We start from the raw sequence: 23,230 nt of genomic DNA, 5'->3' as shown, positions 1-23,230 counted from the left end.
CCAGGTTTTAACAAGTTGAAACAGAATGTCGCGCTGAAGCGTCGAAAGCCCCGTACTCCGGGGCTTTCGTGTTTTTTCGATAGGGGTTTGGTTGCGAACGCAGGCGGGATTTCGGATCTGTTGCCGTGCGCGATTGCGGTTCACGGTGCATTGCGGCGGTGCACTGAACTCTAAATGTGGGAGCGAGCCTGCTCGCGAAAGCGGTGGCTCAGTCAACATCAATGTCGAATTTGATGGCCCCTTCGCGAGCAGGCTCGCTCCCACAGGGTTAAAAGTTAACCCTCATCCCCCTCATCATCATCCCCACCATCAACCTTCATCCCCAATTCCTTGATCTTGCGCGTCAGGGTATTACGCCCCCAGCCCAGCAAAACGGCGGCATCGCGGCGGCGGCCGGCGGTGTGTTTGAGGGCGGTTTCGATCATGATCCGTTCGAACGCCGGTACAGCGCTGTCGAGCAGGCTCGACTGGCCACGAGCCAACGCCTGATCGGCCCACTGGCGCAGCGCTTGCTCCCAGTTGGTCACCGGCGCCGAATCCTGCGGCAGGTTCAGCAGCTCCGGCGGCAGGTCGCTGATGTGCACTTCGCGACCCGAAGCCATCACCGTGATCCAGCGGCAGGTGTTCTCCAGCTGACGCACGTTGCCGCCCCACGGCAGGTTCTTCAGGTATTCCTCGGTTTCGCTTTTCAGCAGCTTCGGCTCCACCGCCAGTTCTTGCGCGGCGCGGCTGAGGAAGTGCTTGGCCAGGGTCGGGATGTCTTCGCGACGGTCCGACAACCGTGGAATGTGGATGCGAATCACGTTGAGGCGGTGGAACAAGTCCTCACGGAATTTCCCGGCGTGCACCAGGGTTTCCAGATTCTGGTGAGTCGCGGCGATGATTCGCACATCGACCTTCACCGGCACATGGCCGCCGACGCGGTAGAACTCGCCGTCCGCCAACACCCGCAGCAAACGAGTCTGAGTGTCTGCCGGCATGTCGCCGATTTCATCGAGGAACAGCGTGCCGCCGTCAGCCTGCTCAAAACGCCCGCGACGCAGGTTGGCCGCGCCGGTGAACGCGCCTTTTTCATGGCCGAACAGCTCGGATTCCATCAGGTCTTTCGGGATCGCCGCCATGTTCAGCGCAATGAACGGCGAAGCCGCACGCGGACTGTGACGGTGCAGCGCGTGCGCCACCAACTCTTTACCGGTACCCGATTCACCGTTGATCAGCACGGTGATGTTGGAGTGGCTCAAGCGCCCGATGGCGCGAAACACTTCCTGCATCGCCGGCGCTTCACCGATGATTTCCGGGGTGCGGGTCAAGGCGACCGGGACTTCCAGGCCTTGCTGTTCCTGGGCGTGCTGGTTCGCGCGTTTGACCAGCGACACCGCCTCGTCAACGTCGAACGGTTTTGGCAGGTATTCAAACGCGCCGCCCTGATAGGACGCGACAGCGCTGTCCAGATCGGAGTGAGCGGTCATGATGATGACCGGCAGCCGTGGGTGTTGTTCGCGAATCCGCGCCAGAAGGTCCAGACCGCTGGCACCCGGCATGCGAATGTCGGAGATGATCACGTCCGGCTGCTGGCGCGCCAGGCGGCTCATCACGCCATCGGCGCTGTCGAAGCTTTGCGTGGTCATGCCTTCTTGTTGCAAGGCTTTTTCCAGGACCCAACGGATAGAACGGTCGTCATCGACGATCCACACGGTTTCACTACGGCTCATGTCGATGTGGCTCCTTGTTCCAGTGGCAGAAAGATCGAGAAGGTGGTGTGGCCTGGATGGCTGTCACATTCGATCAGGCCCTGGTGCTGGCTGATGATGTTCTGGGTAATGGCCAGGCCCAGCCCGGTACCGTCCGGGCGGCCACTGACCATGGGAAAGAAGATGGTTTCCTGCAACTCCGCGGGAATGCCCGGGCCGTTGTCGATGATTTCGATCTTGGTCACCAGACGATGGCGCACGTGGCCGATGGTGAACTGGCGCATGGCGCGGGTGCGCAGGCTGATGCGGCCAAGGCGCAGCTCGTTCTGGCTGCTGATGGCCTGCATCGCATTGCGCACGATGTTCAGCACAGCCTGAATCATCTGTTCGCGGTCGATCAACACGTCGGGAATGCTTGGGTCGTAGTCGCGCACCAAAGTGATGCAGCCCTGGCTTTCGGCCTCCACCAGATGACAAACCCGTTCCAGAACTTCGTGGACGTTGCACATCGCCAGCGACGGCAGTTTGTTGGAGCCGAGCATGCGATCGACCAGATTGCGCAGGCGGTCGGCCTCTTCAATGATCACGTTGGTGTAGTCGCGCAGGCTTTCTTCCGGCAATTCGCGAGCGAGCAATTGCGCCGCGCCGCGTATCCCGCCGAGAGGATTCTTGATCTCGTGAGCGAGGCCGCGAACCAGCATCTTGCTGGTTTCCTGCTTAGACAACTGCGCCTCTTCCTTGGTGATCCGCAACAAGCGGTCACGGGGGTGAACTTCCAGCAGCAGCATGGTGGCGCCGTTGGCCAGGATGGGCGTTACCGCGTAGTCGACGGTCAGCGTCTGGCCGGTGAGGGCGGTGAGCATCGCTTCGCGCTTAGTAAACGGGTGGGCCTGCTCGACCGCCTGGCGCAGGGAGTTCAGCGCCTCGGTAGATTCTGTGAACAACTCGCTGATGAACTGCCCATGGCTACGCTGACCGCTGATGGCCAGGAGCATCTCCGCCGCCGGGTTCATGTACTCGAGGCGCAGTTCGGCGTCGAGCAGAATGGTGGCGGTGGTCAGGTTGTCGAGTAGCAAGCGGTGTAGTGCGTCGCTAATGGTCATCAGGACCTCTTTTGGAGCAGGGCATGCGCGTGAATAACGCGCCGATACAAGGAAAATGCAAAAACCAAACCAAGGCTCCGAAAAGAAGCGTTAAAGGCCTGAAACGGGCGTTTGACGCTCGTTTGCGTGGCGTTCTGCCAGCTTTCGCGGGTACTTTCGAACCAAAATGGGATGGGATGTGAGTACGGTGCAACCAATTGCACCAATATAGTGCGCAAACCTGAGCGGCGTTAGAAGAAGCGCAGGAAGGGATTTTTTTCTTCTGCGGGTTTGTCTTTGAGCGGGCATTCCGGCCGTTGGCCGTAATCGGGGAGGGCGCAGGGTTTGACCTGACGCTTCTGCGCGAGGGAGATGCGCAGCATGTGGAACGGCTGGTTGGCTGTGCGCTCGACCGTGCGGCCGTGCTCGTCGAAGATTTCCACAGAGAGATTATGGCTGCCGCGATCGATGTTGCTCAGGGCGAATACCGGGCTCAGGCCGGGATCTGCGGTGGGTTGGCCGTCGAGTAGCAGTTGGTAGCGATGGCCACGTTGCAGGCCGGGTTCGCTGGTAACGCTGACGATTATTTCGCCAGCGCTGCTGCGTACCGTGGCGTCTGGCTCCGGCACGAGGATTCTCAGCATGTCGTAGTGGAAAAGCGCTTTGGCTTCGGGTTTCTTCGGCGCTGTCATCGGCGTAGCGCCGGTTGGGTTGGCGGACATGCGGTTACTCGTCGCCAGCGGCACGCGCTTGGCGTTGCCGGAGCCTGGCTGGTCGGTATAGACCCGATTGCCCTGGGCGTCGACGTAGGTGAACACCTCGGCCGTCACCGGCAGGGCGATCAAGCATGCGATCAGCAGCCACAGCCTCACGGCTTATGCACCCGTTGTACGGTGAACGTCACGGTGGGACTTTGTTGAACGATGTTTTCCCCGTCGATCACCTGCACCGCGAGGCTGTGTGTGCCGCGATCAATATTGACCAGTTGCAGGATCGGCACGTTGCTCGGCTGGCCGTAAGGTTGATCGTCCAGCAACAGCCTGAACAGATGAGGGCCTTGCAGGCGGGGTTTGATCAGCACGTTGACGGTGAAGGTGCCGTTGTTGGCGCGCAGCGCTTCGGTAGTGGGTAAGTTGGTCAGCTCCAGCACCTCGTAAGCGCTGCGCGGTTGTTCGCGACTGGTGGCTTCGACAGGTGGCGCAGAAGGGGCTTGAGGCTCAACCCTGTTCAACGGTGGCAACTCGACCGGCTGAGCCTTCACGCCATCGGGCGGTTGATTGCTGTAGGCGGTGTTGCCGTCGGCGTCGGTGTACTTATAGATCTGCGCTGCGGCGGGCAGGGCGATCAACAGCAACATCAGTAGAAAACCACGACCCATAAAATTGACCGGAAGCGAAGGCGTTGGGTTGCAGCATAGGTCAGGGGCGGTGGTTGACCCAAGTTGTTAACATTTGGGCATGATTTATCCGCATCTCCCAAACACCCCAAACCCCCTGTGGGAGCGAGCCTGCTCGCGAAAGCGCCGGGTCAGTCAATATCAATATCGAATGATCCACCGCTTTCGCGAGCAGGCTCGCTCCCACAGGGTTCTGCGTCGATTTCTAAATCGTGCCCACAAAAAAGGCCTCCCGAAGGAGGCCTCTTTTTTGTCACGCCGCTTGCGCAGGCGCTACCGGATCAGCAGCTGTAGTACAGCTCGTATTCCAGTGGGTGTACGAAGGTACGAACCTTGATTTCTTCTTCGCTTTTCAGAGCGATGTAAGCGTCGATGAAGTCGTCGCTGAAAACGCCGCCTTTGGTCAGGAACGCACGACCTTTGTCCAGCTCTTCCAGGGCTTCTTTCAGGCTGCCGCAAACTTGTGGGATCTCTTTCGCCTCTTCAGGCGGCAGGTCATACAGGTTTTTGTCAGCAGCATCGCCAGGGTGGATCTTGTTCTGGATACCGTCCAGGCCGGCCATTACCAGGGCAGCGAAGGCCAGGTACGGGTTGGCTGCCGGATCCGGGAAGCGAGCTTCGATACGGCGAGCGCGAGGGCTGGACACGTAAGGAATACGGATTGAAGCGGAACGGTTACGAGCCGAGTAGGCCAGCATTACCGGAGCTTCGAAACCTGGGACCAGACGCTTGTAGGAGTTGGTCGACGGGTTGGTGAAGCCGTTCAGGGCCTTACCGTGCTTGATGATGCCGCCGATGAAGTACAGAGCGGTGTCGGACAGGCCGGCATAGCCTTCGCCAGCGAAGGTGTTCTTGCCATCTTTGGCGATGGACAGGTGAACGTGCATACCCGAGCCGTTGTCGCCGTACAGCGGCTTAGGCATGAAGGTCGCGGTGCGGCCGTATGCATCAGCAACGTTGTGTACGCAGTACTTCAGGGTCTGAACTTCGTCAGCCTTGGCCACCAGGGTGTTGAACTTCACACCGATTTCGTTCTGGCCGGCAGTGGCCACTTCGTGGTGGTGAACTTCGATGACCAGGCCCATTTCTTCCATGGCGTTGCACATGGAGGTACGGATTTCGTGGTCGTGGTCGAACGGCGGAACCGGGAAGTAGCCGCCTTTGACGCCTGGACGGTGGCCTTTGTTGCCGCCTTCCACGTCCTGGTCGGACATCCACGAACCTTGTTCGGAGTAGATCTTGAACATGGAGCCGGAGATGTCGGACTTGAACTTCACTTCGTCGAAGATGAAGAATTCAGGCTCTGGACCAACAAATACGGTGTCGCCGATACCGGTCGACTTCAGGTATTCCTCGGCACGCTTGGCGATCGCACGTGGGTCACGGTCGTAGCCTTGCATGGTCGAAGGCTCGATCACGTCGCAAACCAGGATCAGGGTTGGCTCTTCGGTGAACGGGTCGAGAACGGCAGTGCTGTCGTCCGGCATCAGGATCATGTCGGAGGCTTCGATGCCTTTCCAGCCAGCGATGGAGGAACCGTCGAACATTTTGCCTTCTTCGAAGAAAGCTTCATCCAGCGCGTCGCGAGCCGGCATGGTCACGTGGTGCTGAGTGCCTTTGGTGTCCGTGAAGCGCAGATCAATCCACTTGACGTCATGATCTTTGATGAGTTGAACCGACTTCGACATAGTGTCCTCCGGGTGGCTTCGGGCTTAAGTAGTGGATGCCCTTAGAATGTGGGTGATGCCGGCGCGAATACTCTGCCAAGGCAACCTGCCTCACAAGGGAGCAAATTGCATGCCAGTGCCCCACCGTGGGTTTTTTGCCCCAATTTCACGCTTATAAAGGTACAAAGCGGCGCAATGCGGGAAATAGCGCCCCGTAATGTAGCGTTAATTCCAGTAAATGACCTGTTTTGGTGCGCGCAAAACCTTCTGCACATTAACTGGTTAAACCTTGAGCAATTTCCGCTATAATCCGCGCCCCCCTTTTTCGGCTGGCCCAGCGCGCGCTGTTTTCATGAAACTAATCGTAAAAGTCTTCCCCGAGATCACCATCAAGAGCCGCCCGGTACGGATGCGTTTCATCCGCCAGTTGGCCAAAAACATCCGTACCGTGCTCCGCGACCTGGACCCGGCTGTGGTGGTGAACGGTGTGTGGGACAATCTCGAGCTGGAAACCCGCGTCAGCGAGCCCAAAGCCCTGAAGGAGATGACCGAGCGCCTGAGCTGCATGCCGGGCATCGCGCATTTCCTGCAAGTCGACGAATACCCGCTGGGTGACTTCGACGACATCGTCGCCAAGTGCAAGCAGCACTTTGGTGATGCGTTGGCCGGGAAGATTTTTTCGGTGCGCTGCAAGCGTGCCGGCAAGCATGAATTCAGTTCGATGGACGTCGAGAAATACGTCGGCAGCCAACTGCGTCGTCAGTGCGGCGCCGCCGGAATCTCGCTGAAAGAGCCGGAAATCGAAGTTCGCCTCGAAATTCGCGACAAACGGTTGTTTGTGATCCACAGCCAGCACAACAGCATCGGCGGTTATCCGCTGGGTGCCCTGGAACAGACGCTTGTGCTGATGTCCGGCGGCTTCGATTCCACTGTTGCTGCTTACCAGATCATGCGGCGCGGGCTGATGAGCCATTTCTGCTTCTTCAATCTGGGCGGACGAGCCCATGAACTGGGCGTTATGGAAGTCGCGCACTTCATCTGGAAGAAGTACGGCAGCTCCCAACGCGTGTTATTTGTGAGTGTGCCGTTCGAGGAAGTACTGGGAGAAATTCTCGGTAAAGTCGATAACAGTCATATGGGCGTGGTTTTGAAGCGTATGATGTTGCGCGCTGCTTCCCGTATTGCCGATCGGCTGGAGATCGATGCGCTGGTCACCGGCGAAGCGATTTCCCAGGTGTCGAGCCAGACGCTGCCGAACCTGTCCGTGATCGACTGCGTGACCGACAAGCTGGTCTTGCGTCCGCTGATCGCCAGTCACAAGCAGGACATCATCGACCTGGCCAACGAAATCGGTACTGCCGACTTCGCCAAGCACATGCCGGAATACTGCGGGGTCATCTCGGTGAACCCCAAGACCCACGCCAAGCGTCCACGCGTGGAGTACGAAGAACAACAGTTCGACATGGCAGTACTTGAGCGTGCGCTCGAGAACGCCAAACTGGTGCCGATCGATCGTGTGATCGACGAATTGGGCCAGGACTTGCAGATCGAAGAAGTCAGTGAAGCGCTGGCTGGTCAGATCGTCATCGATATCCGTCATCCGGATGCCGCTGAAGACGACCCGCTGGGCCTTGTTGGCATTGAGGTACAAGCGATGCCGTTTTATGCATTGAACGCTCGTTTCAAGGAACTGGACCCTACTCGCCAGTACCTGCTGTATTGCGACAAAGGCGTGATGAGTCGCCTGCATGCCCACCATTTGCTCAGTGAGGGGCATGCCAATGTGCGCGTTTATCGACCGAGCTAAGTGCCCGGGGCTGTTTGCCTGTGGCCTGCGTCACCGGCCCCCCGACGCCGCCGTCAAGCTGTAACGGCTTTGCCGGACTCTACTGTTAATCGCTGCCAAGACTTGTCAGCACACCGAATCCTCTGATCGAGATACACAAGTGATCGAAAATCTACGCAACATCGCCATCATTGCTCACGTTGACCATGGTAAGACCACCCTGGTAGACAAACTCTTGCGTCAATCCGGCACCCTGGAGCGCAACGAGCTCAACGACGAGCGCGTGATGGACTCCAACGACCAGGAGAAAGAGCGCGGTATTACCATTCTGGCGAAAAACACCGCCATCAACTGGAACGGCCACCACATCAACATCGTGGACACCCCGGGCCACGCCGACTTCGGCGGCGAAGTTGAACGCGTAATGTCGATGGTTGACTCCGTTCTGCTGCTGGTTGACGCTCAAGACGGCCCTATGCCGCAAACCCGTTTCGTGACCAAGAAGGCTTTCGAAGCCGGCCTGCGTCCAATCGTGGTCATCAACAAGGTTGACCGTCCAGGCGCGCGTCCGGACTGGGTTCTGGACCAGATCTTCGACCTGTTCGACAACCTGGGTGCTACCGAAGAACAGCTGGACTTCAAAGTCGTCTACGCCTCGGCCCTGAACGGCATTGCCGGTCTGGAACACACCGACATGGCTGAAGACATGACCCCGCTGTACCAGGCGATCATTGACCACGTACCGGCTCCAAAAGTTGACCGTGACGGTCCGTTCCAGATGCAAATCTCGGCACTGGACTACAACAGCTTCCTGGGTGTTATCGGCGTTGGCCGTATCGCCCGTGGTCGCGTCAAGCCGAACACTCAAGTTGTGGCTATCGACGCCGACGGCAAGCGCCGTAACGGTCGTATCCTGAAACTGATGGGTCACCACGGTCTGCACCGTATCGACGTTGACGAAGCAGCTGCCGGCGACATCGTCTGCATCAGCGGCTTCGACCAGCTGTTCATCTCCGACACTCTGTGCGACCCACTGAACGTCGAAGCGATGAAGCCGCTGACCGTTGACGAACCAACCGTTTCCATGACCTTCCAGGTTAACGACTCGCCGTTCTGCGGTCGTGAAGGCAAGTTCGTCACCAGCCGTAACATCAAGGAACGTCTGGACAAAGAACTGCTCTACAACGTTGCTCTGCGCGTTGAAGAAGGCGACACCGCCGACAAGTTCAAAGTCTCCGGCCGTGGTGAGTTGCACCTCTCGGTACTGATCGAAACCATGCGTCGCGAAGGCTTCGAAATGGGTGTTGGTCGTCCGGAAGTGATCATCCGCATGGTTGACGGCGTCAAGCACGAACCGTACGAAAACGTGACCATCGACCTGCCAGAAGAATCGCAAGGTTCGATCATGGAACAGATCGGTATCCGTAAGGGCGACCTGACCAACATGGTTCCGGATGGCAAGGGCCGTGTGCGCCTTGAGTACAACATCCCGGCTCGTGGCTTGATCGGTTTCCGTAACGAGTTCCTGACCCTGACCTCCGGTGCAGGCATCCTGACCTCGATCTTCGACCGTTACGACGTGATGAAGTCCGGCGATATGTCCGGCCGTCAGAACGGCGTGCTGGTTTCGGTTGCTACCGGTAAGGCTCTGACTTACTCGCTGGAAACCCTGCAAGCTCGCGGCAAACTGTTCCTGGGTCACGGTGAAGACGTGTACGAAGGTCAAATCGTCGGCATCAACAGCCGCGACAACGACCTGGGCGTTAACCCAACCAAAGGCAAGAAGCTCGACAACATGCGTGCCTCGGGTAAAGACGAAACCATCGCTTTGGTTCCGCCTATCCGTTTCACCCTGGAACAAGCGCTTGAGTTCGTGCAAGAAGACGAACTGTGCGAAGTCACTCCTAAGTCCATCCGTCTTCGTAAGAAGATCCTGGGCGAAAGCGAGCGTACCCGCGCTGCCAAGAAAGCCGGTAACTGAGTTTCGACTTAGTTAGCGCTTAAAAAAACGCCCCCGACCGCAAGGTCGGGGGCGTTTTTGTTTGTCTGGGGTTTGTGCGGTGTTTGTTCCGGCCCTTTCGCGAGCAGGCTCGCTCCCACAGGGAACATATTTCAATGTGGGAGCGAGCCTGCTCGCGAAGGCGGTTTGTCAGGCAGCGAGATTCTGGATCAGAATTTTTCGAGCGTGCGACGCGAGCTGCTGGTCTCACGCGCCACTTCTTTGGGCTTATACGCGCAATACCCTGGCCGCGGCCCGATTTTCGGGTGGTTGCGGCAAGTATCCGGGCGCTTTTCATAAATAGTGCACAGACGGCTCTTACGATCCAGGTACAGGCAATCGTTGTTGCTCATGCGCTGAAGGGTGAAGATCTCGGATTTCTGGTTGTAACGCTCGACGATCCCTTCCTTCTGCAAACGCTTGGCGATGTTCTTCGGCGGCTCGCCGCGCTCGAACTCATCGACGATGCCGATACGGATCAGATCCTTGATCTTGACCTCGACCGGCAGGGTGCAGCAGCTGGAAACGCACGAACCACACATCGGGGCGGAGTACTTGGCCCAGGTATCGAGGCGATCGATCTCCGCGGCGGCGATCAGGTTGGACTTCATCATCGGTTGTTACCAGCGTGCATCAGGGCGCGCGATCATACCGGGACTGGTGGATTTTTGAACAACCTTTCGCCAGATTTTTTCGTATGCCGCCCAATAACACCTGTAACCCGGCACGGCCCCTGCATTCTTTCCGGTGCGCGACAAGGTAATGTCGATCTATCTCACACTAACGGGAAAAACTGCCGAACCAGAGTTCCAACGGCCTGTCAGACCGTCTAGGCTCAACAACTCCACGCTCGCTCGAGGTCCTATCAATGACTCAAGAACCACTTGTTCGCGAAGCAGAGGTGGCCGCATTCCGCGACGCCGTCTTGACCAAACTCACCTACGCGGTGGGCAAAGACCCGGATCACGCCTTCGACCACGACTGGTTCGAAGCCATTGCCCTGGCGGCGCGCGATCACATGGTCGAGCACTGGATGGATCACACCCGGCAGATTTACCGCAAAGGTCAAAAGCGGGTTTATTACCTCTCCCTCGAATTTCTGATCGGCCGTCTGCTCTACGACAGCCTGAGCAACCTTGGCCTGCTGGACGTCGCCCGCGAGGCCCTGACTGAGCTCGGCGTCGACCTTGAGCGCATCCGCCTGCTGGAGCCCGACGCAGCGCTGGGCAACGGTGGCCTCGGTCGTCTGGCCGCCTGCTTCATGGAAAGCATGTCGACCCTCGGCATTGCCGGCCACGGTTACGGCATTCGTTACGAACACGGCTTGTTCCGCCAGGCCATCGTCGACGGCTGGCAACAGGAACAGACCGAACACTGGCTGGATTTCGGTAACCCTTGGGAGTTTGAACGGCCAGAGGTCGTTTACCCGATCGGTTTCGGCGGCAGTGTCGAAACCGTCACCGACGAAGCAGGCAAGTCCAAGCAAGTCTGGACGCCAGCGGAAACCGTTCGCGCCATTGCTTACGACACGCCGGTCGTCGGCTGGCGCGGAGCGAGCGTCAACACGCTGCGGCTGTGGCGCGCCCGGGCCATGGAAGATTTGCACCTGGAACGCTTCAACGCCGGCGACCACTTGGGCGCCGTGGCAGAAGTCGCCCGGGCCGAAAGTATTTCCCGGGTGCTCTACCCGGCGGACAGCACCGAAGCCGGCCAGGAACTGCGCCTGCGTCAGGAGTATTTCTTCGTCGCCGCGTCCTTGCAGGACTTGCTGCGCCGCCATCGCAACATGCACACCTCGGTCCTGACCCTGGGCGATCATGCCGCGATCCAGCTCAACGACACCCACCCCTCGATTGCCGTGGCCGAACTGATGCGTCAGCTGGTCGATGTCTATGACGTCGCGTGGGATGCGGCGTGGCAGGTCACCGTCGACACGCTGTCCTACACCAACCACACGCTGCTGCCGGAAGCGCTGGAAACCTGGCCGGTCGGTTTGATGGAGCGGATGCTACCGCGGCACATGCAGATCATTTACCTGATCAACGCCCAGCACATCGATTCGTTGCGGGCCAAGGGTATCCATGACTTCGAGGTCCTGCGTGCGGTGTCGCTGATCGAGGAAGACAACGGCCGCCGCGTGCGCATGGGCAACCTCGCGTTCCTTGGCTCCCACAGTGTCAACGGTGTGTCCGCGTTGCACACGCAACTGATGCGCAAAACCGTGTTCTCCGAACTGCACAAAATCTACCCGGACCGGATCAACAACAAGACCAACGGCATCACCTTCCGCCGCTGGCTCTACCAGGCCAACCCGGAGCTGACCTCGATGATGGTCGACGCCCTCGGCCCGGATCTGCTGGACAACGCCGAAGCACGTTTGCGCGACCTGGAACCGTTCGCCGAGAAAGCCGCGTTCCGCAAAGCTTTCGCCGAGCAGCGCCTGCACAGCAAAAAAGCCCTGGCGTACATCATTCACGAACGACTGGGGGTCGCGGTCAACCCGGCCGCGATGTTCGACGTACAGGTCAAACGGATCCACGAATACAAACGTCAGTTGCTCAACCTGTTGCACACCGTTGCGCTGTATCAGGCCATTCGCGCCGAGCCGGAAATCGATTGGGTGCCGCGGGTGAAGATCTTCGCCGGCAAGGCGGCGGCCAGTTATCACCAGGCCAAGCTGATCATCAAATTGACCAACGACATCGCCCGGGTGGTGAACAACGACCCGACCGTGCGCGGTTTGCTGAAAGTGGTGTTCTTGCCCAACTACAACGTCAGCCTGGCGGAAAGCATCATCCCTGCAGCGGATTTGTCGGAGCAGATTTCCACCGCAGGTTTCGAAGCCTCGGGCACCAGCAACATGAAGTTCGGCCTGAACGGCGCGCTGACCATAGGCACCCTGGACGGGGCCAACGTGGAAATGTGCGAGTTCATCGGCGCCGAACACATGTTCATCTTCGGCCTCACCGCTCAGCAGGTTGAAGCGCGCAAGCAGAACCATGAGTTCAACGCGACGCCGGATATTGCGGCATCCCATCGGCTTAATGACGTGCTTCAAGCGATACGCGGCGGGGTGTTCTCGCCGGATGATCCTTCCCGTTACACAGGATTGATCGATTCGCTGATCGACTACGATCGCTTCCTGGTCTGCGCCGATTTCGACTCTTACTGGGAGGCGCAGATGCGCGTTGAAGCCCATTGGCACGATTCTCAAGCATGGTGGCGTTCGGCGGTGTTGAGCACTTCCCGTATGGGCTGGTTCTCCTCCGACCGGACCATTCGCGAGTACGCCACGGATATCTGGAAAGCGCTGGAGTAACTTTTAGCAATAATTGCGAGCAAGGCCCGACGGTTGTTGGGCCTGGCCGATATACTAAGCGCCGGTTACACCGGGCGGTATGCACGGCGATCCATTGTGGGAGCGAGCCTGCTCGCGAAAGCGGACTGACATTCAACATTAATGCTGAATGTTAAGGCCACATCGCGAGCAGGCTCGCTCCCACAGGTTTGTGTGGTTTCACACTAAACTCAGCCAGATGCTGCTTTACCCGGATTCGCCCCGCAGCGGGGCCGCTTAGGGATATCGACCATGCAATGGATGTTCATGCTGATTGGGCTGGTGCTGGGCTGGGTACTCGACGAGTCGTTCAGCGATGCGCTGCTGGGCGGGCTGCTCGGGTTGGGTATTGGCCAGGCCATTCGCATTGGCAGCTTGGGTTCACAAGCTGGCCAGCAGCGCCGGCTGCTTGAACAGGCGCAGGTGGCGCTGAATGCGGTCGAGCAACGTCTGGCATTGCTGGAGGTATCAGGCGTCAGGGCGCCACAAACCAGTGAGCCCGTTGCCAGCGAAGCCGCTGCACCTCCTGAATTCACGCTCGACGAAATCCCTGTCGAAGCCCCGGAGTTGATCTGGGAACTCCCTCCCGAACTCGAACCGATCACCGCGGCCGCCGCTGAAGCCAGCCGTCCAGTGCCCGTCGATGCCTGGAGACCCGAACCGGTCGCCCGCGAGCCGCAACAACCCGCTATCCCGCGTGGACCGAATTTCATCGACCGGGCCATCAGTGGCGCCCGCAACTGGCTGTTCGGCGGCAACACTGTGCTGCGGGTCGGTGTGGTGCTGTTGTTTCTCGGCCTGGCCTTCCTGCTGCGTTACGCCACTGAAGGCATGGTGGTGCCGATCGAGTTGCGTTACGCCGGTGTTGCGGCGGCTGCGTTGGGGCTTCTGGGGCTGGGTTGGTGGCTCAGAACACGCAACAGCCATTACGCGTTGATGTTGCAAGGCACCGGGATCGCGGTGTTGTACCTGACCGTGTTTGCTGCGATGCGCCTGCATCCGCTGCTCGATCCTGCGGCGGCGTTAGGCCTGCTGGTCGCGGTGACGGTGTTCTCGGCGATTCTTGCCATCACCCAGGATGCCTTGGGCCTGGCTGCCGCTGCAGCGTTGGGCGGTTTTGCCGCGCCGATCCTGACCTCCACCGGTGCCGGCAACCATGTCGCGTTGTTCAGCTACTTCGCCTTGCTCAACGCCGGCATCCTCGCCATCGCCTGGTTCAAGGCCTGGCGGCTGCTCAACCTGATCGGCTTCGTCGGCACCTTCGGCATCGGTTTCGCCTGGGGCCTGCGTTCCTATACCCCGGAATTGTTATGGAGCACTGAGCCGTTCCTGATTGTTTTTTTCCTGATGTACCTGGCCATTGGTCTGCTGTTCGCCCGGCGCAAGTTGCTGGAAATGAGCGACGCCCCCGAGGACGACAGTCGTGAAGCGCTTCTGCACTGGTCGGCGCGCAAGGGCGATTACGTCGACGGCACAATGCTGTTCGGTCCTCCGTTGGTGGGCTTCGGTTTGCAGTTCGCATTGGTCCAGCACTTTGAATTCGCCGCAGCCTTCAGCGCGTTGGCGTTGGGCATGATTTACATGGGCCTGGCGCGGCTGCTGATGGGCGGACGAGCGTTGTTGCTGGCGGAAACCTGTCTGGCGTTGGGGGTGATCTTCGCCAGCCTGGCGATTCCGTTAGGGCTCGATGCCCGCTGGACCGCTGCTGCCTGGGCCGTCGAAGGCGCCGGCATCTTCTGGCTGGGCCTGCGTCAGCAACGACCGCTGGCCCGAGCCTTTGCCTTGCTGCTGCAATTGGGCTCGGCGCTGGCGTTTATCAGCGAGCTGCGGATCGGTGAAAGCAGCCTGCTCGACGGTGCGCCGCTCGGTGCGTTGATGCTTGGCGTGGCGTTGTTGTTCAGCTTCTACCAGTTGCGCAAAGCCGTGCCCGAGCAGGCGTCGGAATGGGAGCGCAAAGGGTTGCCGATATTGGCCTGCCTCGGTCTGACCTTCCTCTATCTGCTGGCGCCGTTGTTCTTCTTCACTCACGGCACGGCGATCAGTTGGGCGCTGGCGGGGTTGGCGACGTTGTTTGTTGGCTTGCGTCTGCAATCGCGCACCTTCCTGTTCACCGCGTTCGCCGTGCAGTTGCTCGGCGGTGCGTTGTTCCTGTTGCGGCTACAGGGTTCGAGCGGTGAGTCTGGCGCCGTGTTCAGTGCGGGTTGGAGCGGTCTGCTGAGCGCGTCGTTGATCGGCCTGGCGCTGATCGCTGGCATGTTGCTGGCGGCGCGCGATGAGATGGTCCGAAGCGACGTGCGATTGCTTCGCGGCTTGTCGGTGGTGTTGCTCGCCGGTCTGGTGTTGATCAATCTGGCGGTGCTGTTCGTCCTGCCGTGGCAAACGGCGAGTGCGGTATGGGCGGCCAGCGGTCTGTTCATTATCTGGCTGAGTCTGTACCTCAAGCAGCGCGTGAGTTTTGTCTTCGGTTTGTTGTTGCAGGTCATCGGCGGCGCGGCGTTCCTGATGGCCGGGCCTGATTTGCTCGGACCGCTGGGCAGCGAAGGTTTGCGCCCGTTGGCTCATAGCGGTTTCTGGACGCCGCTGGTGTTGGGCCTGGCCGCGATGGTTGGCGCTTGGCGCTTGCAGCTCGGCAACCATGCCTCGGCCTTCGATGTGCTGAGCTTGCAACGTTTGTCCGAAGTATTGCTGGTGTGGGGCGCGGGTTGGTGGGCGCTGGCGTGGGTCAGTGAAGTGCTGCGCTTCGCACCGTTGAATCTGCAAGCGACGTTATTGCTGGCGGTCGCGGCGCTGAGCGTTGCGCTGTGGGCGGTGTTGGCGTTGCGTTTGAATTGGTCGTCGCTGGGCTTGCTCTGCACCTTGCTGATACCTGCGGCCGGTTTGGTGTTGCTGGCTGCCTGGCACTCGCGTTATCACCCGGCGGCCAACATAGGTTGGCTGGCATGGGCGGGCGTGTTCGTTGTGCACTTCATCTCTCTGCGGCGTTTGGCACCGATGTTGCCGGCGCGTGCCCTCAGTACTGCCCATGTGCTCGGCTGCTGGCTGTTGATCGGTGTGTTAGCCCTGGAGCTGCGTTACGGCCTGCTGCTGTTGTCTGAGCAGTACAACGCGTGGCGCTGGTTGGGTTGGGCAATTCTGCCGAGCCTGTATCTGGTGCTGATGGCGGCACCCCGTGCCTGGCCATGGCCGGTGTCGGCTTATTCGCGCGAATACCGTGTGTACGCGGCGGCACCGCTGGCGTTGCTGATGCTCGGTTGGTTCTGGCTGGCGAACGTCGTCAGCGACGGCACCGCCGAGCCGTTGCCTTACGTGCCGCTGATCAACCCACTGGAGTTGGGCCTGCTGTTTGCGCTGTTCGGGGTGTATGTCTGGTCTCGCAGCGCCGTGGCGCAAACGGCGATTCGCAAAGACTATGCCGAACACGCCACGCAACTGATCGCTGGCGCCTCGCTGTTTGTGTTCTTCACGGCGCTGGTGATGCGCACGGCCCATCATTGGGGCGGCGTGCCGTACGCGCTGGAGGCGTTGCTCGAATCCATGCTGGTGCAGGCCGGTCTGTCCATCGTCTGGACCTTGATGGCCCTGAGTCTGATGATCGGCGGCCATCTGCGTCATCGCCGTGAAGTCTGGCTGATCGGTGCGGCGCTGATCGGTGTAGTGGTGGCCAAACTGTTCTTTGTTGAGTTGAGTAACCGCGGCGGACTCGCCCGGATCGTCTCGTTTATCGGCGTTGGCGTGTTGCTGTTGGTGGTGGGCTATTTCGCCCCATTGCCGCCCAAGCGCGCTGATGCTGAGCCGGAGGCTGAAAAACCGGCCCCGCAAACCGAAGGAGTGTCGTCTTGAGTCAGAAGCTGAACCTTGTCTGGTTGGGCGCCGTTGCGCTGGGTGTGGCGCTGTCGGCCAGCGCTCAGGAAAAACCGGCGGACTTCGCCACGCAGGTGCCGTTGTCGGTCAGCGGCGAAGGTCCGTGGTATCGCCTCGAAATGCCGTTGAACGTGCAATTGAATGCGCGGCAAACCGATCTTAGCGATGTGCGTGTGTTCAATGCCGCCGGTGAGGCTCAGGCGTATTCCTTGGCGCGCGCGCCGTCGCAGACCAGCGAAAACCGCACCCTGACTGACGTGAAGTGGTTCCCGCTGTACAACTCGGCGGATTCCACCGAGCACGCGCCGAGCGTGCGGGTGCAATCGAGCGCCAATGGCACGCTGGTCGAAGTGCAGCCGTCCAGTCAGCTGGAGGCGGGGGAAGAAATGCTGCGCGGCTGGTTGCTCGACGCCAGCAGCATCAAGGCACCGTTGCAGCAGTTGATTCTCGACTGGACCAGCGAACGCGATGGCTTTCAGCGTTTCACCATCGAAGCCAGCGACGACCTGCAGCATTGGCAGGCATGGGGCGAAGGGCAGGTGGCCCGCCTGACGTTTGCCGACGAGCAGGTCGAGCAACATGAAGTCACCCTGCCGGGTCAGTCGGCCCGTTATCTGCGCTTGCTATGGAACACGCCGCAATCGGCACCGACGTTGACCTCGGCTCAACTGCAAAGCGCCAAGACCCGCAGCCTGCCGCTACCGCTTGTCTGGTCGCAACCGCTGGCCGGCAGCAGCGTAAAGGCCGGTGAATACACCTGGCAATTACCCATGGGGCTGAATGTCGAGCGCTTGCAGGTCGAGTTGAGTCAGCCCAACAGTTTGGCGCCCGTGACCTTGTCCGGTCGTCGGGAAAGCAGCCTGCCGTGGCAGCCGATGAGCAGCGGTTTGCTCTATCGCCTGACCCAGAGTGGCCAGGACGTGGTGCAGAACGAATTGCAGCTGTCGGGGCAAACCGTTCAGCAGTTGAAGCTGACGGTGGACGAGCGCGGCGGCGGTCTGGGTGCCGAGGCACCGACTGTGCGATTCGCCGTGCGCTCCATTCAACTGGTGTTCCTGGCGCGCGGGGCGGGGCCTTATACGCTCGCGCTGGGAAGTGCCACGGTGAAGGCGGCGAACCTGCCGCTGTCGACGTTGATTCCGGATTACAGCGCTGCAAAGTTGACGACGTTGGGCAAGGCTACGGTGGACGGCGGGGCGGTGGCCACACCAGCGTCGACCGTGACAACGGCGACGACGATCGACACAAACTGGAAGAAAATTGGGCTGTGGGCGGTGTTGCTGCTGAGCGTTTTGTTCCTGGGCGCGATGGCGTTCAGTCTGTTGCGCAAGCCACCAGTCAAACCCTGAAGGCGGGTGCTGCGCACCCCAATCGCGAGCAAGCTCGCTCCCACAGGGGCCGCATTCCTCTGTGGGAGCGAGCTTGCTCGCGATGGCGGTTTCTAGGTCGGTAAAAATGCCGGTTTCGAACTACGCTCAACCGGGCGCATGAACTCTATTGGGTGTAACACGTCTGATAGGAGGAAATGCGCCCCGACTCGCGTTAAACTGCGCGGGTTTTTAGCCCCCCATTCCACCGGAGCCTTCCATGTCCCGCGTTACCCTGAGTCGCTATTTGATTGAGCAGACCCGTAGCAATAACACCCCTGCCGATCTGCGTTTCCTGATCGAAGTGGTGGCGCGTGCTTGCAAAGAGATCAACCACGCCGTGTCCAAAGGCGCCCTCGGTGGTGTTCTGGGCAGCATGGGCACTGAAAACGTCCAAGGTGAAGTGCAGAAGAAACTCGACGTGATCTCCAACGAGATCTTGCTCGAAGCCAACGAATGGGGCGGTCACCTGGCCGGCATGGCGTCCGAAGAAATGGACAACGCCTACCAGATCCCGGGCAAATACCCGAAAGGCGCGTACCTGCTGGTTTTCGACCCACTGGACGGCTCGTCGAACATCGATATCAATGCGCCGGTCGGTACGATCTTCTCGGTGCTGCGTTGCCCGAACGAATACCTGAGCCAAAACGAGCCCTTGAACGAAAAGGCTTTCCTGCAGCCAGGCACCGAGCAGGTGGCTGCCGGTTACGCGATCTACGGTCCACAGACCATGTTGATCCTGACCCTGGGCGACGGCGTAAAAGGCTTCACCCTGGACCGCGAAATGGGCAGCTTCGTCCTGACCCATGAAGACATCAAGATCCCGACCTCCACTCAGGAGTTCGCGATCAACTCGTCCAACCAGCGTCACTGGGAAGCGCCGGTACAACGCTACGTCGGCGAATTGCTGGCTGGCGAAGAAGGCCCGCTGAAAAAGAACTACAACATGCGCTGGGTCGCCGCGATGGTCGCGGACGTGCACCGCATCCTGACCCGTGGCGGTCTGTTCATGTACCCACGCGACAGCCGCGAGCCGTCCAAGCCGGGCAAGCTGCGTCTGATGTACGAAGCCAACCCGATGTCGTTCCTGGTTGAACAGGCTGGCGGCGCTTCCACCGATGGCCATCAGCGCATCCTCGACATCAAGCCTGACGGCCTGCACCAGCGTGTCGCCGTGTTCCTCGGTTCGAAAGAAGAAGTCGAACGCGTTACGGCTTACCACAAGGAATAAACCATGACCGCGCCCTGGCAGCCGTTGCTCGAATGGTGGTTCGGAACCCTCGAATCCTCCAGCGAAATAGCGGCTGACAAGGGCAAGTTATGGTTCGGCAAGCGTGACAGCCAGGACCTCGAAGCGCGCACGCGTTTCGGGGACTGGGTCGAGCAGGCACTGGCCGGCGGATTGACCGAGTGGGCGCAACGCCCCGAAGGTTGGCTGGCGCTGGTGCTGCTGCTCGATCAACTCCCGCGAATGATCTTTCGCGACACTCCCAAATCCTTTTCAGGCGATCTCAGGGCTCAGGCACTGGTTGCGCAAGGCATTGCTGCGGATTTCGATCGGCAGTTGCGGCCCATACAGCGGGTATTCATCTATCTGGTGTTTGAGCATTGCGAGAATCTGGTGGTGCAGAACGAGGCGGTTTCAAGGTACATCGATCTGGTTGCGCAGCAGCCGGGGGGCGATCGAGCACTGTTTACCGATTATCTGAACTACGCCGAGAAGCATCAGCAGGTGATTGCCAGGTTTGGGCGGTTTCCGCATCGCAATGCGGTGTTGGGGCGGGCGTCTACAGCTGAGGAGTTGGCGTTTCTTTCGGGACCTGGGTCACGGTTCTGATTCTTTGTTGTTGCTGATGCCGCCTTCGCGAGCAGGCTCGCTCCCACATTTGATCTGTGTCGTTCACAAATCCCCTGTGGGAGCGAGCCTGCTCGCGAAGGGGCCCGCAAAAGCACGTTAGATCCGGAAACTACCCACCAACTGTTTCAACCGCGCCGCCTGCTGCTCAAGATCCGCGCACGCGCGCAAGGTCGACTGCAAGTTCTCCACACCTTCCTGGTTCAACGTGTTGATCTCGGTAATGTCGACGTTGATCGACTCCACCACAGCTGTCTGCTCTTCCGTCGCAGTCGCCACCGACTGGTTCATCCCGTCGATCTCACCGATACGCTGAGTCACGCTGCCCAGACGTTCGCCCGCCTGGTTGGCGATGCCGACGCTGCTTTCGCTTTGGCGCTGGCTGTCGGTCATGGTGATCACGGCCTCCCGGGCGCCGACTTGCAGCTCCTCGATCATCTTCTGCACTTGCTGCGCCGAATCCTGAGTACGGTGCGCGAGGTTGCGCACCTCGTCCGCTACCACGGCAAAACCGCGACCCGCTTCACCGGCACGGGCCGCTTCGATGGCGGCGTTGAGTGCCAGCAGGTTGGTCTGCTGGGAGATGCTGGTGATCACTTCCAGAATCTGCCCGATGTTGACCGTGTTGCTGTTGAGCGTTTCGATGTTGCCGCACGAATCGCTGATCTTCGCCGAGAGCTGCTGCATCGCCGCGATGGTTTTATCCACGACTTGCTGGCCGTCCTCGGCCAATGCGCGAGCATCGCTCGAATGCTGAGAGGCGAGGGCGGCGTTCTGGGCGATTTCCTGTGCAGCGGCACCCAGTTCGTTGATCGCTGCTGCCACGCTGCTGGTGCGCGAGGCTTGCTGGTCGGAGTTGAACATCGATGAGTTCGACGCGGCAACCACACGCAGCGCGACTTCGTTGACCTGGCCGGTGGCCGAGGACACTTCGCGAATCGACGTATGAATACGCTCTACAAAACGGTTGAACGAGGTGCCCAGTGCACCGAATTCGTCCTGGCCGTGAATGGTCAGGCGTTTGGTCAGGTCACCTTCGCCTTCGGCGATGTCATGCATGGCGCGGCCCATGGTCAGCAGCGGCTGCATCAGGAAGCTGATCAGCATGCCCAGCAACGCGATGATGATCACCACGGCAATGACCATGGCGATGATCGCCGAGGTGCGGAATTCGCTGAGCATCGAGAACGCGGTGTCCTTATCCAGCACGAGCGCCACGTACCAGTCTGCCGAAGGCACACCATTGACGTGGGTAAAGGAGATGAATTGAGTCTTGCCGTCGATCTCGACTTCTTTCATGCCCGGGCTGACTTTCGGCGCGCCATTCGGGTAGGCGTCGGTCAGGCTCTTGAGCACCAGTTTGCTGTCCGGGTGGATCAGGATCTTGCCGTCGGCACTGACGATAAACGCATGGCCGTGGCCGCCGAAGTTCAGCGAGTTAATGATCGCGCTGACGCTGGACAGGTCGATGTCTGCGCCGGCGACGCCGATCATTTGATTCTGATATTTCACCGGGGTGGCAACGGTGATCACCAGTTTGCCCGACGACGCGGCGATATAAGGTTCGGTGACGATGGTCTGTTGTGCACCGTTGGCCGCCTTGTACCAGCCACGGGCACGGGGGTCGTAATCCGCGGCACGATTGCCGGCCGGGACCGAGAACATCACGCCGTCGATGCCACCGAAGTAGCTCAGCTGAAAATTACCGGTGTAGGCCGGCAGGTCGATGGCGCGCTTGAGGTTGGCCAGGGCGCTGCCGTCCACGGCGATCTGCTGGGACAGCGATTGCAGCAACTGCATGCGGCTTTCCAGCCAGGTCTGGATGTTGCTGGTGGTCAGGCTGCCGAGTTCCTGCATCGAGGATTCGGTACTGCTGCGCAGGGTTTGCCGCTGGCGGTAGTCGTTGAAGAGGATGAAACAAGCGAATGCAACGGCCACCACGAGGGCGGCAGCCAACAGGATCTTGTGGCTGAACTTCATGTTTCTGGTCATTAAGTGAGCTACCGCGGAGAGGCTGGTCAACAAAGGGGCGTCAATTTGCCACAGTCGTGGGCTTTGCGCTGCTTTTATGTCGACTGACCGGCGCCAAAGATTAGGCGGCTTTTTGCGAAAAACGACGAAATACTCAATAGCGAAAGAAAGTGGCTGATTTTTCGAAAAAAGGCAGACGAGCGGCCCAACAAATAGCCGGGCGACCAGGGAACCAGATAGGGGTTTTCTCTTCTAAGCTTCTGCTTGGCAGCCATGCCATTCCCCTTCGCCCCAGGAGCTACACCATGTCGCTGCGATCTATCGCCCTGCTTTCGTTCTGCGTGTTGTTGGCCGCTTGCAGCAAGATCAATCAGGAAAACTACTCGAAGCTGTCGTCTGGCATGCCCAAGGCCGAGGTAGAAACCTTGCTGGGCAAACCCGCCGATTGCTCGGGCGCGCTCGGCATGTCCAGTTGCACCTGGGGCGACAAGAACAGCTTTATCAGCGTGCAGTACGCCGGTGACAAAGTGCTGATGTTTTCCGGCCAAGGCCTGAAGTAATCCGGGGTTATACGCCCACGGGAGAAAAATAATGAAGCGGTTACTGTTAGTCCTTTTAGCCGGCCTGGTATTGGCCGGCTGCGCCACGTCTGGCGTAGATCCGTTGGCACCCAAAACCGCCAATAGCGTCAATCTCAAGAAGTACCAAGGGACCTGGTACGAGTTGGCCCGTCTGCCGATGTATTTCCAGCGCAACTGCGCGCAATCTGAAGCCCATTACACACTCAAGCCTGACGGCAAGGTGTTGGTGCTCAATCGCTGCCTGACGGCGGACTGGCAGTGGGAAGAGGCCAAAGGCACGGCCTGGCCACAGGACCCGGGCAAAACCGACAAGCTGTGGGTCGAGTTCGATACCTGGTTTTCGCGGCTGATTCCGGGTGCGGCGAAGGGAGAGTACTGGGTGTTGTACGTCAGCGATGACTACAAGACTGCCATTGTTGGCGACCCGAGCCGCAAGTATCTATGGCTGCTGTCACGGACCCCGACGGTCAATGGCGTAGTGCGTGAGGAACTGCTGAGCAAGGCGCGTCAGCAAGGTTACGACACTACGCGGCTGATCTGGCGCGCGACAGATACGCAGATGGCCAAGACTTCGAACTAACCGTCACCGAAGACCCAATGTGCATGATCGTTCCCACGCAGAGCGTGGGAACGATCA

At 59.6% G+C, this 23,230-nt stretch carries 16 protein-coding genes; 9 read left to right on the top strand and 7 right to left on the bottom strand.

Annotation, left to right across the window (positions count from 1 at the left end; translation table 11 throughout):
- Positions 1 to 275: 275 nt before the first annotated feature.
- The 5 genes from ntrC to glnA all read right to left on the bottom strand — a co-directional run bounded on the left by ntrC (position 276) and on the right by glnA (position 5,857).
- Entirely contained in the window at positions 276 to 1,712 is a 1,437-nt protein-coding gene (gene ntrC / locus JFU47_RS15710) for a nitrogen regulation protein NR(I) (protein WP_008149434.1), read from the bottom strand.
- Positions 1,709 to 2,794, bottom strand: a complete 1,086-nt coding sequence (gene glnL, locus JFU47_RS15705; RefSeq protein ID WP_008024908.1) for a nitrogen regulation protein NR(II) — start codon at positions 2,792 to 2,794, stop codon at positions 1,709 to 1,711. Before glnL ends, ntrC begins: the two co-directional genes overlap by 4 nt.
- A 230-nt stretch (positions 2,795 to 3,024) precedes the next feature.
- Positions 3,025 to 3,645, bottom strand: a complete 621-nt coding sequence (locus JFU47_RS15700; protein WP_201184094.1) for a DUF4124 domain-containing protein — start codon at positions 3,643 to 3,645, stop codon at positions 3,025 to 3,027.
- Positions 3,642 to 4,151: a DUF4124 domain-containing protein gene (locus tag JFU47_RS15695; protein WP_201184091.1), complete on the bottom strand. Its 510-nt coding sequence runs from the start codon at positions 4,149 to 4,151 to the stop codon at positions 3,642 to 3,644. The genes JFU47_RS15700 and JFU47_RS15695 overlap by 4 nt, the downstream gene beginning before the upstream one ends.
- A gap of 299 nt (positions 4,152 to 4,450) precedes the next feature.
- A complete protein-coding gene (glnA, locus tag JFU47_RS15690) occupies positions 4,451 to 5,857 on the bottom strand; it encodes a glutamate--ammonia ligase (RefSeq protein ID WP_046045568.1) in 1,407 nt (468 codons plus the stop codon).
- Between the two features lie 331 nt (positions 5,858 to 6,188).
- Here glnA and thiI point away from each other — a divergent pair, with 331 nt between their 5' ends.
- The gene (thiI, locus tag JFU47_RS15685) at positions 6,189 to 7,643 is read left to right on the top strand and encodes a tRNA uracil 4-sulfurtransferase ThiI (RefSeq protein ID WP_140680580.1); all 1,455 of its coding nucleotides are present in this window, start codon (positions 6,189 to 6,191) and stop codon (positions 7,641 to 7,643) included.
- Between the two features lie 139 nt (positions 7,644 to 7,782).
- Positions 7,783 to 9,603 carry a translational GTPase TypA gene (typA, locus tag JFU47_RS15680; protein WP_033055293.1) on the top strand — a complete coding sequence of 607 codons (1,821 nt, stop codon included), beginning with the start codon at positions 7,783 to 7,785 and terminating at the stop codon, positions 9,601 to 9,603.
- A gap of 188 nt (positions 9,604 to 9,791) precedes the next feature.
- Here typA and JFU47_RS15675 read toward each other — a convergent pair whose 3' ends face one another.
- Positions 9,792 to 10,235, bottom strand: a complete 444-nt coding sequence (locus JFU47_RS15675; RefSeq protein ID WP_201115328.1) for a YkgJ family cysteine cluster protein — start codon at positions 10,233 to 10,235, stop codon at positions 9,792 to 9,794.
- Positions 10,236 to 10,489: 254 nt separating this feature from the next.
- Between JFU47_RS15675 and JFU47_RS15670 the strand changes: the two genes are divergently transcribed.
- The 5 genes from JFU47_RS15670 to JFU47_RS15650 all read left to right on the top strand — a co-directional run bounded on the left by JFU47_RS15670 (position 10,490) and on the right by JFU47_RS15650 (position 20,023).
- Positions 10,490 to 12,940 (top strand): glycogen/starch/alpha-glucan phosphorylase, encoded by a 2,451-nt coding sequence (locus tag JFU47_RS15670; RefSeq protein ID WP_201184088.1) that lies wholly within the window; start codon positions 10,490 to 10,492, stop codon positions 12,938 to 12,940.
- Between the two features lie 270 nt (positions 12,941 to 13,210).
- Positions 13,211 to 16,798 carry a DUF2339 domain-containing protein gene (locus JFU47_RS15665; RefSeq protein ID WP_201184085.1) on the top strand — a complete coding sequence of 1,196 codons (3,588 nt, stop codon included), beginning with the start codon at positions 13,211 to 13,213 and terminating at the stop codon, positions 16,796 to 16,798.
- A complete protein-coding gene (locus tag JFU47_RS15660) occupies positions 16,795 to 18,168 on the top strand; it encodes a DUF3999 domain-containing protein (RefSeq protein WP_201184083.1) in 1,374 nt (457 codons plus the stop codon). The genes JFU47_RS15665 and JFU47_RS15660 overlap by 4 nt, the downstream gene beginning before the upstream one ends.
- Positions 18,169 to 18,406: 238 nt before the next feature.
- On the top strand, positions 18,407 to 19,417 hold the full coding sequence (locus tag JFU47_RS15655) for a class 1 fructose-bisphosphatase (RefSeq protein WP_140680587.1): 1,011 nt from the start codon (positions 18,407 to 18,409) through the stop codon (positions 19,415 to 19,417).
- Between the two features lie 3 nt (positions 19,418 to 19,420).
- The gene (locus tag JFU47_RS15650) at positions 19,421 to 20,023 is read left to right on the top strand and encodes a DUF924 family protein (RefSeq protein ID WP_201184079.1); all 603 of its coding nucleotides are present in this window, start codon (positions 19,421 to 19,423) and stop codon (positions 20,021 to 20,023) included.
- Between the two features lie 117 nt (positions 20,024 to 20,140).
- Here the strand turns inward: JFU47_RS15650 and JFU47_RS15645 are convergent, their stop codons facing one another.
- A complete protein-coding gene (locus JFU47_RS15645) occupies positions 20,141 to 22,033 on the bottom strand; it encodes a methyl-accepting chemotaxis protein (RefSeq protein WP_201184075.1) in 1,893 nt (630 codons plus the stop codon).
- Positions 22,034 to 22,317: 284 nt separating this feature from the next.
- On the opposite strand from JFU47_RS15645, the gene JFU47_RS15640 reads away from it, so the two are divergent.
- Both JFU47_RS15640 and JFU47_RS15635 read left to right on the top strand, forming a co-directional pair.
- On the top strand, positions 22,318 to 22,572 hold the full coding sequence (locus JFU47_RS15640; RefSeq protein ID WP_033055306.1) for a lipoprotein: 255 nt from the start codon (positions 22,318 to 22,320) through the stop codon (positions 22,570 to 22,572).
- A gap of 31 nt (positions 22,573 to 22,603) precedes the next feature.
- A complete protein-coding gene (locus JFU47_RS15635) occupies positions 22,604 to 23,173 on the top strand; it encodes a lipocalin family protein (protein ID WP_201184072.1) in 570 nt (189 codons plus the stop codon).
- The last annotated feature ends 57 nt before the right edge of the window (positions 23,174 to 23,230 follow it).

The sequence above is a fragment of the Pseudomonas sp. TH39(2020) genome, from assembly GCF_016650715.1.
Classification (GTDB): Bacteria; Pseudomonadota; Gammaproteobacteria; order Pseudomonadales; family Pseudomonadaceae; genus Aquipseudomonas; species Aquipseudomonas mandelii_C.
The sequence above is the reverse complement of the archived record's forward strand: the minus strand, read 5'-3'. Positions and strand labels throughout refer to the sequence as shown.

Excerpts from the sequence above, each read along its gene's own strand:
- JFU47_RS15645 (WP_201184075.1), bottom strand. The coding sequence starts at position 22,033 with ATGACCAGAAACATGAAGTTCAGCCACAAGATCCTGTTGGCTGCCGCC.
- JFU47_RS15675 (WP_201115328.1), bottom strand. The coding sequence starts at position 10,235 with ATGATGAAGTCCAACCTGATCGCCGCCGCGGAGATCGATCGCCTCGAT.
- glnL (WP_008024908.1), bottom strand. The coding sequence starts at position 2,794 with ATGACCATTAGCGACGCACTACACCGCTTGCTACTCGACAACCTGACC.
- JFU47_RS15635 (WP_201184072.1), top strand. The coding sequence starts at position 22,604 with ATGAAGCGGTTACTGTTAGTCCTTTTAGCCGGCCTGGTATTGGCCGGC.
- JFU47_RS15655 (WP_140680587.1), top strand. The coding sequence starts at position 18,407 with ATGTCCCGCGTTACCCTGAGTCGCTATTTGATTGAGCAGACCCGTAGC.
- JFU47_RS15670 (WP_201184088.1), top strand. The coding sequence starts at position 10,490 with ATGACTCAAGAACCACTTGTTCGCGAAGCAGAGGTGGCCGCATTCCGC.
- JFU47_RS15665 (WP_201184085.1), top strand. The coding sequence starts at position 13,211 with ATGCAATGGATGTTCATGCTGATTGGGCTGGTGCTGGGCTGGGTACTC.
- JFU47_RS15640 (WP_033055306.1), top strand. The coding sequence starts at position 22,318 with ATGTCGCTGCGATCTATCGCCCTGCTTTCGTTCTGCGTGTTGTTGGCC.
- glnA (WP_046045568.1), bottom strand. The coding sequence starts at position 5,857 with ATGTCGAAGTCGGTTCAACTCATCAAAGATCATGACGTCAAGTGGATT.
- JFU47_RS15650 (WP_201184079.1), top strand. The coding sequence starts at position 19,421 with ATGACCGCGCCCTGGCAGCCGTTGCTCGAATGGTGGTTCGGAACCCTC.
- thiI (WP_140680580.1), top strand. The coding sequence starts at position 6,189 with ATGAAACTAATCGTAAAAGTCTTCCCCGAGATCACCATCAAGAGCCGC.
- JFU47_RS15695 (WP_201184091.1), bottom strand. The coding sequence starts at position 4,151 with ATGGGTCGTGGTTTTCTACTGATGTTGCTGTTGATCGCCCTGCCCGCC.
- ntrC (WP_008149434.1), bottom strand. The coding sequence starts at position 1,712 with ATGAGCCGTAGTGAAACCGTGTGGATCGTCGATGACGACCGTTCTATC.